Consider the following 8,375-nt stretch of genomic DNA (forward strand, 5'->3'; position numbering starts at 1 on the left):
GCTGCCGCAGTTGAAGCTGAGCAAACCTCGGAGGCGACAATGGGCATTCTCGAGCTATCGATCGTACTGGCATGTGCCTCGGCCATCGGATTCTACATCGCTGATGGGGCGGCATGAGGTAGGACCTCTCCGCCTTGATCTGACGCAGGCGCGCACACTCCGCTCCCGATGCCCTTGCTCCCGCGATCTCGCAGGGGTCCTCGGGAACGTCCTGGGATGCGCCTTGGCGCCGGGCTGGCCTGGGAGAGCGCTCAGCTGTCCGGATTGGGAAAAGGGCCAGGCTCTCCCAGCTGGCCGTGGCCCGCCTCGTTGTCCTGCCCCGTCTGGAGCGAGACGTTCAAGGCAATCAGCAGCGAGACCCTCCCTGTGAGCTCATTGAGCGCGTCGACCATCTCATCGACGATTTCGGCGCTGTGATCGAGACCACATTGCTTGAGGAACACGACGGCTTTGCGCGCACGAAGGATCAGGTCGTCATAGACAGGTTGCATAACGATCACCGCCGGCTGCGGGAGCCCCTGAGCATGATGCAGCCTGAGCGTGCGCGGGTAGAGACTTACGGCCGGTGTCTTCCAAGCCCTAAGACCCTAGACCCCTTGGGACATATCATGCGGCCCTGATGCCTTCCTCAAACTCCTCGGGAATGGCGCCATGGCGGGCGAGAACCTCAATCGAGCTGAGTTCGCTGGTCTCGTCATCGGCCACGACATGGATGACGGCGACGCCTTCCGCCCGCCCCGCGAGCCGCTCCGCATCGCGCAGGGCATGGTGCTTGGTCTTGGCGGGCGTCTTGTTGCCCGGCACCAGCCGTTTCCGGCGGGTGACGAATTCCTGGATGATGAAGGTGTCGACATTCATGGCGTGAATCTCCGCGGCCTTCGATTGTTCTAGTTATGTTCTCGAGCAAGTGCGAGTCAAAACCTCGGCGGCCATGCGTGTCTGCGATACGCTCACCTGGCCGTGATCGATGGAGTCTCGGAGGGCGCCCCTGCGGCGTGCGGCGAGAGCACGGCGAGCCCGTGCGTCGGCGAGGATGGAGTGTCCGGTGCCGGGCAGTTTTGAACCGGCGCCAGGATCATGCGTTTAGCCTCGACCTCAACAGAGTGCTGATCATGATCCGTACGACTTTCCATAGCCTGATTGCGCTGGCGCTGCTCTCGGGCGCCGCGTCCAGCCAGACTGCTCCGGCAGAAAATCCGTCCTCACCCGAGATCGTCGCCTGCAAGGCCACGGCGCTCCATACGATCTCGTCGCGGGAGCCAGAGATCAAGGACATCTATATCGACGAGGACGGGGCGACGATCGCCACCTCCGAAACCAAGGTGGGGGATACGCCGATCACACGCATCATCATGGGCGAAGCCTACTTGCGCACGGATCGCACGGACAAACCGCGGCGGTTCCTGTGCCTCATCGGGGAAAGGGGCAAGGTTCTGCTGACCTTCTTCACGCAGCGCTGACGACTTGGGGGCCGATCTTTCGAGGCCCCGCAGCGCAGGCATCTGGGCCATGGGGCCGGAGCCGGACACGCCGGGGACGACCGCTCATAGGCGCCGATTATGCCCGCTGCGCCGAATGGTGCAGCGGGCTCGTTCTCGTTCTGCAGCCGGAAAACGCGACGCGGCCATGGCGCAAGCGATGCGGGGGAAGGTCTCGAGGTGGATGAATACGCTCAGGCTGGGCGACGACGATCCGGCGGCAGCAGAACGTCACAGGGAAACGCTGTTCCGGACCCATCGCTTCACAAACCCCGGGAAGGTCCGCTCCGCGATCGCGCCGTCAGAACGTGCGTTCCTCCATCAGCTTCACTGAATCGGGAGCAGGCTTATAATGCCAAGTTGCTATGGAGGATGTTGTCGTGGGGGTAGACATCGTGCGGCTCGCCTGTTGTTCCATGCATCCCGCGAGCGGCAGTAAGACAAGAGCAGCCAGTGAAAGACGAAGTACATAGGTCATCACTACACCTCATCGTGAAAGGTGAGACGATATTGCCCCCTCAACCTCGGCAATAACCGCAATATACGACGCATTGTCGCAGCCAGAGATCACAGCGCAGTCGAGCGTCATCACGTCATCGCGACTGTCGCCGGGCGCTTATCTGATGGCAGAACGCCGTGGAAACGGAGCGCGCTCATCGCGCATCGGCCATCGGAACCTAATCGTTCGCGGCGCGTAGTACAGGACGAGTTAGTGACCCCAAACTTGGCCCGGCTCTCCTAAAGGGGGCCGGGTTTCTGTTGTCTGGATCGGAGCAGGCGAGGCACCGGCAGGCCTCGGCTCAGGGGCAAGCAGTCCAGGGGGCATCTGCGAGCCTCCGGTCAGGGGGCCAGGAGTGCGACCACAATCCAGGCCAATACTGCCAGGACAAGCCCTGCGATCAGAACCTTCAGGACCGGGCGGCCAAGGAAACCCTGCCGTGCTTCGACGGGCGTCTCCTGTGCGGGATGGGCGGCCGAGTGATCGTCGGGGCGCAGAGGAGAGATCGGGTCGCCGCCCCGTGTCGCCGATTGCCGTTCGGCCCTGCGTTCAGTCTCCGTTTCCATGGCGTTCTCCTCCGCACGGTTTCAAGCTCGCGGCTATCCGCGAATGACGGAACAACGGTGCCGCCGGACGTCAGGTTCCGCCGCGCGGCTGATCCGAACCACAGGAAACGGGTGGCTGCACCCCGCGGCCAATCGCTAATTCGCCTTGACGACACCGACAGGGGAGCGAGCTGTGGAACTGGAAGACAAGGCGATCATCATCACGGGTGCGAGCAGCGGAATCGGCGCTGCGGCGGCTCTATTGTTCGCAGCCGAAGGAGCCAAGCTGGTTCTCGGAGCCCGCCGTGGTGCCGAGATGGAAACCTTGGCTGCGCAGATCCGGAAGAACCATGGCCGGGCCGTGTGTCTGGCCGGCGACGTCAGGGATGAGGACTATGCCAGCGCGCTCGTCGCCCTGGCCCTCAAGGAATTCGGTCACCTCGACGGCGCCTTCAACAATGCCGGCATCGTCGGCGACATGATGCCGGTCGCCGAGATGGGGATGGCCAACTGGAACGATGTCATCGCGGTCAATCTGACGAGCGCGTTTCTGGCAGCGAAAGCCCAGATCCCGGCCATGAAGGAGAGCGGGCAGGGCTCGATCGTCTTCACATCCTCCTTCGTCGGCTTCAGCAATGGCGGGCTGCCGGGAATGGCGGCCTATGCCGCGTCCAAGGCGGGCATGATCGGCCTGATGCAGTCGCTGGCCTCCGAGCATGCCGCGGACGGCATCCGCGTCAATGCGCTCCTGCCGGGCGGCACCATCACGCCAAGCGGTGGCGAGGGACAGCCGGCCGTCCTGGATTTCGTCGCCAACCTGCACCCGATGAAGCGCATGGCGAGTTCAGAGGAGATCGCGCAGGCGGCCCTGTTCCTGTTGTCCGACAGGTCCAGCTTCGTGACGGGAAGCCCGATGCTCGTGGATGGCGGCATTTCCGTGCGGCTGGCCTGATACCGGCGCTGAAGCGAGCCGCCAGATCAGGATTGGCGGGCGACGATCGGAAGTACCTTCGATCGAGCGCCTCGCCATCTCCCGCGGGGACCGGGAGGAGCGACACGGTTTGGGAACGTATGGGTCTCGCTGGCGTTAGCTCGTCTATCGGCTTCATCAATGGCAGAGGCATGGCAATGCGAGAGCACACAACCCCGGCGGTCGAAAGTCTCCGGAAGGAGCAGAAGCAGCAGCGAAAGACCGAGCGTGAAAGCACGCCGGAACAGCAGCTCGACAAGGCGCTGAAGGATACGTTCCCCGCAAGCGACCCGGTCGCCGCGCAGAGCCCGGCCAAGCCTGGGGCGCCGGGGAAGAGGCGGCAGTAGGATGAACGTCGCCGGCTGGCTCCGCCCACGCGGAACCAGCCCAAAGGTCGCGTGAGCGGACATGAAGGGCGCTCGTCCTCTCGCGCGGCGAACATAATGTGCCGCGTTGGCAAGCCAACGCGCGGTGTCTCCGTCGAGCGCCGGAAGTGCACGGTCCGCGCTCGGCCGCGTAGCGTCGCCGACGCAGTGTTCAGCGCCGCGGCCGCTTGCTCCGCAATCGAGGCCGCCTCCGCCGGCCGCTGAATCCGTTCATCACAAGCAAGATCATCGAAATCAGCATGGTCAATCGCAGGCCCGGCGCATCATGCTCCAGATCCTGCTTGCGATCGGCGGCGGCCGTGTGACCAAAGGTCGGATCAATCGCGGCGCACCCGAGGCGATTATGGGAGCTCTCTATGCCTCCGCCGGCTACCAGATCGGCCTGAATGGCCGCTCGCATGCCTATGACGGCAGGCTGGGGATCAAAATCTGGTAAAGCAACCTGTACCCCGAAGGCCCGCAGAGATTCACGCAGCCATCGACATCACTGGTTCAGGCTTCCGAGCTCCATGCCGGGCTTGATGCCCGCAGCGATTCTCAATCTCGATCAAGGCGAAGAGTGGCAAAGCTAGACCCTTTACTGAGGCTCCTGCGCAGTCGTGGAGATTGCCCAATGACCGACCGCGCCGTAGCGGCAGTATCGGTGACATATTTCACACATATGGCCGGCTAATGGGCCACAAGCTTCCGGTCCGTCTTGCGTGCGTCCGGACCGGCTGTATGCCTGTAGCCTCGCACGGCTCCAACGGCACGCCCGATGCTCTTCAATTCTACCGAGTTCATCTTCGTCTTTCTTCCGCTTGCGGTGCTTCTGCACTTCGCATTGGCGCGCGTGAGCGCCGCGGCCGCGATCATCGGCACGACGCTGTCGTCGCTCGTCTTCTATGCATGGTGGAACCCGCCTTATGTGCTGTTGCCCGTGGCGTCGATCGTCGCGAATTTCTGGTTCGCACGGCTGATCGCAGCCGCGGAGAAGCCGGCGGCGAAGCGACTCCTGGTCTTCGGAATCGTCAGCAACATCCTCGTGCTATGCTATTGGAAATACGCTGATTTCCTTCTCTCGATCGTTCATTCCTACAAAGCCGCGCCCCCCGTCGTTCCGCTCGCCTTGTCGTTCACGACATTCGTGCAGATCGCCTTTCTGGTCGACGTCTACCGCCGCAAAGTTCCGCTTCATTTCAGCCGCTACGCGTTCTTTGTCGCCTTCTTCCCGCATCTGATCGCGGGACCCATCGTGCGCTGGAACAGCTTCGGCCGGCAGCTCGGCGATGATGCGCGCTTCCGGTTGGATTGGTCGAACGTTGCCCTTGGGCTGACGATTTTCATCATCGGCCTCGCCAAGAAGGTGCTGATCGCCGATTCGCTTTCGCCGCATGTCGGCACGGTCTTCGACGCTGCGGCGAGGGGCGACCCGGTTACCGCCATCGCCGCATGGGGCGGTGCCCTAGCCTTCTCGGCCCAGATCTACTTCGACTTTTCCGGCTATTCCGAGATGGCGATCGGCCTCGGGCTGTTGTTCAATTTCCGGCTGCCCGTGAATTTTGCCGCACCATTGCGCGCAACCAGCATCCTGGACTTCTGGCGGCGGTGGCACATCACGCTGTCGCAGTGGCTGCGGGACTATGTCTACGGGCCGCTGACCTTCGGCCGGCCGATGGGGTGGTGGCGCGCCATCGCAGTGATGATCACGATGACCCTGGCCGGTCTCTGGCACGGAGCCGGGTGGACGTTCGTGGTATGGGGCGCCTATCACGGCTGCCTTCTCACCATCAACACGATCTGGCAGCGGATCGTGCCCGAGCGGGATGAGCCGACACAGACTGGGCGGTTCGTCGGATGGGCGCTGACCTTTACGGCCTTCGTGGTGGGCTCTGTCCTGTTTCGCTCTGCGGATATCGAGACGTCGGGGCATCTCTTCGCCGCCATGGGAGGCATGGGTCAATCCCCGGTCGCGGAGGCGCTCACGCTCCAGCACGACTGGTGGGCGATACGCCAGGGCTGGATCTCTGAGGCCTTCATCCGCACCTGGCTCGGCAGCACCTGGTCGCTCACCGGGACTGCGCTGACCCTGCTGGCGCTGGCGATTGCCCTTCTCCTGCCGGACCCGATGGAGATCACCGGCTATCGCGAAGGCGATGCTCAGTCGAACTGGCGAAGACATGTCGGCGCGCTGGCCTGGCGCCCCTCGCTCATCGCCCTCGGCACGGCCTTCCTGCTCTTCGGCGAAGTGTTCTTCCGGCTCGGGCAGGTGAGCGAGTTCCTCTATTACCAATTCTGACGATCAGTCTGGGAGCGTAGCGTTTGATGGCAACGGACAAGGGCGAAGCCGAAATCACCGCGTGGTGCGTCGCGCATCTCGCCAAGGGGCTGCGACGTCCTGCGGAAAAGATCGATCCGCAGGCCAAGTTCACGCGCCTGGGCGTCGATTCCGCGATGGCGGTTTACCTGGTGGCCGAGCTCGAGGAATGGCTTGGGCGCGAACTCGCCCCTGAACTGGCCTTCGAATACCCCAGCATCGCAGCGCTTGCCCGTCACCTCGCGGGAGCGCAGGATTGAACCAGATTCCGACAATTCAGGAGAGCCCGGCGGTCCTCGAGGCCGGCTACAGCTCGATGGTCGAGCTGCTGCGTGCGCGCGCCGCGGAGCAGCCGAACGAGCGCGCCTATGCCTTCCTGTCGGATCGCGGCGGCGAGGAGGCATCGCTCACCTTCTCGGAGCTCGAGCGCCGCGCCCGTGCGCTTGCGGCGGAGCTGGTAGGGCGCGGTCTCTCCGGAGAGCGCGCGCTCCTGATGTTCCCGCCTGGGCTCGATTTCCTCGTCGCCTTCTTCGGCTGCCTGATTGCCGGCACGATCGCTGTACCGATGATGCCGCCACGGCGCCTGGGCGCGCGCAATTCGAGCGCCAGCATCGTCGCCGACTGCACGCCGCGTATCGCATTGACGAGTCCGGCACTGCAGGCGACACGCGGCGACCTCTCGGAGCGTCTCCAGGCCCCCACGCTCGATTTCATGGCCGTCGACGCCACGAAGGAGGCCCAGGCGCCGGCGGGAAGCATGTTCCCGGAGCCCGGCCTGCAGGACCTGGCTTTCCTGCAATATACCTCGGGCTCGACGTCGGATCCCAAGGGCGTGATGGTGAGCCATGGCAACCTTCTCGCCAATAGCGAGATGATCCGGCTCGTATACGGCAACACCCGCGCGACGACCTATGTGAGCTGGGTGCCGCTCTATCACGACATGGGGCTCATCCTGAACGTGCTGCAGACGCTCTATATCGGCTCGCTTTGCGTACTCATGGCCCCCGTCAGCTTTATGCAGCGCCCCCTGAACTGGCTGCGCGCGATCAGCGACTACCGCGCCGAGTTCGCGACGGCGCCGAACTTTGCCTTCGATCTCTGCGTCGATCGCTTCCGCCCCGACCAGATGGCGGGGATCGATCTGTCCCACTGGAAAATTGCGCTCAACGGCGCCGAGCCGGTGCGCGCGGAAACGATGGAGCGCTTCACCGAGACCTTCGCGCCCTATGGCTTCGCGCCGGACGCATGTTCGCCGGCCTACGGGCTCGCGGAGGCGACGCTTCTCGCCTCCGGCGGCGGACGGGGGCGGGGGCTCGTAAAACGTCGGATAAGCCGGGAGGCGCTGCAACGCCTTCGCGCGGCCGCGCCGACGAGCGAAGACGACGCGCAGTTCGTCGCAGGCTGCGGCAAGGCCCTCGTCGGCGAAAGGCTCGCGATCGTCGATCCGGAGACATGCCGACGCCTTCAAACCGGTCATGCCGGCGAGATCTGGATTTCCGGTCCGAATGTCACCCAGGGCTATTGGCAAAACGCCAAGGCCACCGCCGCGACCTTCTGGCCGCGGATCGAAGGGGAAGCGGCGGAGCGCTGGCTTCGTACCGGCGATCTCGGGTTCCTCGATGACACCGGCGAGCTCTTCATCACCGGGCGCATCAAGGACGTGATCATCATTCGCGGCATCAACCATTATCCGCAGGACCTCGAGGACACCGTTCAGGCGAGCCACCCGGCCTTGCGGAGGCATGGCGGCGCCGCCTTCTCGATCCTGGACGAGGATGGCGAGGGCCGTCTTGTCGTGGTGCAGGAAATCGAGCGGACGCAGATGCGCCACGTCTCCATCGATGACATCGAGGACACGATCCGCGAGGCGATCGCCACCGAGCACGAGCTTGCCATCCAGGATGTCGTACTGATCCGCCCCGGCAACCTGCCGAAGACGACGAGCGGCAAGATCCAGCGCGGCCTTGCCCGCAGCCTTTTCCTCGACGGACGCCTTGCCGAACTCCAGCCAGGTTTGCCCGATGCTCTGGCGTAAGAAGAAGCCGGTTTCCGCTGCGTCCGGGATGAACCCTCGGACCTATGCGCTGACGCTGATTCTGGGGGCTGCGGCACTCTTTATCAGTGTCGTCGTCGCGAATGTCGTGATCGATCCGCAGGGCGTGTTCGGCACAAACGTCCTTCCGCGTACGCCCAACCTCAAT

Annotated in this window: 11 protein-coding genes; 8 read left to right on the forward strand and 3 right to left on the reverse strand. The window is 63.9% G+C overall.

Annotated features, from left to right (window positions below; translation table 11 throughout):
* Positions 1–251: 251 nt before the first annotated feature.
* Together AC1DW9_RS33085 and AC1DW9_RS33090 are read right to left on the reverse strand one after the other, a co-directional pair.
* Positions 252–491, reverse strand: coding sequence for a hypothetical protein (locus AC1DW9_RS33085; RefSeq protein WP_441508973.1), 240 nt, complete (start codon positions 489–491; stop codon positions 252–254).
* 115 nt (positions 492–606) lie between these two features.
* Positions 607–858, reverse strand: coding sequence for a hypothetical protein (locus tag AC1DW9_RS33090; RefSeq protein ID WP_069881075.1), 252 nt, complete (start codon positions 856–858; stop codon positions 607–609).
* A gap of 254 nt (positions 859–1,112) precedes the next feature.
* Here AC1DW9_RS33090 and AC1DW9_RS33095 point away from each other — a divergent pair, with 254 nt between their 5' ends.
* Positions 1,113–1,460: a hypothetical protein gene (locus tag AC1DW9_RS33095; RefSeq protein ID WP_441508341.1), complete on the forward strand. Its 348-nt coding sequence runs from the start codon at positions 1,113–1,115 to the stop codon at positions 1,458–1,460.
* An 858-nt stretch (positions 1,461–2,318) separates the two neighbouring features.
* Here the strand turns inward: AC1DW9_RS33095 and AC1DW9_RS33100 are convergent.
* The gene (locus tag AC1DW9_RS33100) at positions 2,319–2,543 is read right to left on the reverse strand and encodes a hypothetical protein (protein ID WP_441508342.1); all 225 of its coding nucleotides are present in this window, start codon (positions 2,541–2,543) and stop codon (positions 2,319–2,321) included.
* Between the two features lie 172 nt (positions 2,544–2,715).
* On the opposite strand from AC1DW9_RS33100, the gene AC1DW9_RS33105 reads away from it, so the two are divergent.
* From AC1DW9_RS33105 to AC1DW9_RS33135, 7 genes are all read left to right on the forward strand, one after another.
* Positions 2,716–3,474 (forward strand): SDR family oxidoreductase, encoded by a 759-nt coding sequence (locus tag AC1DW9_RS33105; RefSeq protein WP_441508343.1) that lies wholly within the window; start codon positions 2,716–2,718, stop codon positions 3,472–3,474.
* A gap of 176 nt (positions 3,475–3,650) precedes the next feature.
* Complete coding sequence (locus AC1DW9_RS33110; RefSeq protein ID WP_141740231.1) at positions 3,651–3,839, forward strand: hypothetical protein; 189 nt, start codon at positions 3,651–3,653, stop codon at positions 3,837–3,839.
* 304 nt (positions 3,840–4,143) lie between these two features.
* Complete coding sequence (locus AC1DW9_RS33115; RefSeq protein ID WP_476770320.1) at positions 4,144–4,314, forward strand: hypothetical protein; 171 nt, start codon at positions 4,144–4,146, stop codon at positions 4,312–4,314.
* Between the two features lie 321 nt (positions 4,315–4,635).
* Positions 4,636–6,156, forward strand: a complete 1,521-nt coding sequence (locus AC1DW9_RS33120; RefSeq protein WP_441508344.1) for an MBOAT family O-acyltransferase — start codon at positions 4,636–4,638, stop codon at positions 6,154–6,156.
* Between the two features lie 26 nt (positions 6,157–6,182).
* On the forward strand, positions 6,183–6,434 hold the full coding sequence (locus AC1DW9_RS33125; protein ID WP_441490951.1) for an acyl carrier protein: 252 nt from the start codon (positions 6,183–6,185) through the stop codon (positions 6,432–6,434).
* Positions 6,431–8,209: a fatty acyl-AMP ligase gene (locus AC1DW9_RS33130; RefSeq protein WP_441508345.1), complete on the forward strand. Its 1,779-nt coding sequence runs from the start codon at positions 6,431–6,433 to the stop codon at positions 8,207–8,209. Before AC1DW9_RS33125 ends, AC1DW9_RS33130 begins: the two co-directional genes overlap by 4 nt.
* A partial coding sequence (locus AC1DW9_RS33135) for a hypothetical protein (protein WP_476855316.1) occupies positions 8,196–8,375 on the forward strand: 180 nt, incomplete at its 3' end. The genes AC1DW9_RS33130 and AC1DW9_RS33135, both read left to right, overlap by 14 nt.

The sequence above is a fragment of the Allobosea sp. P4_E12 genome (assembly GCF_056401655.1).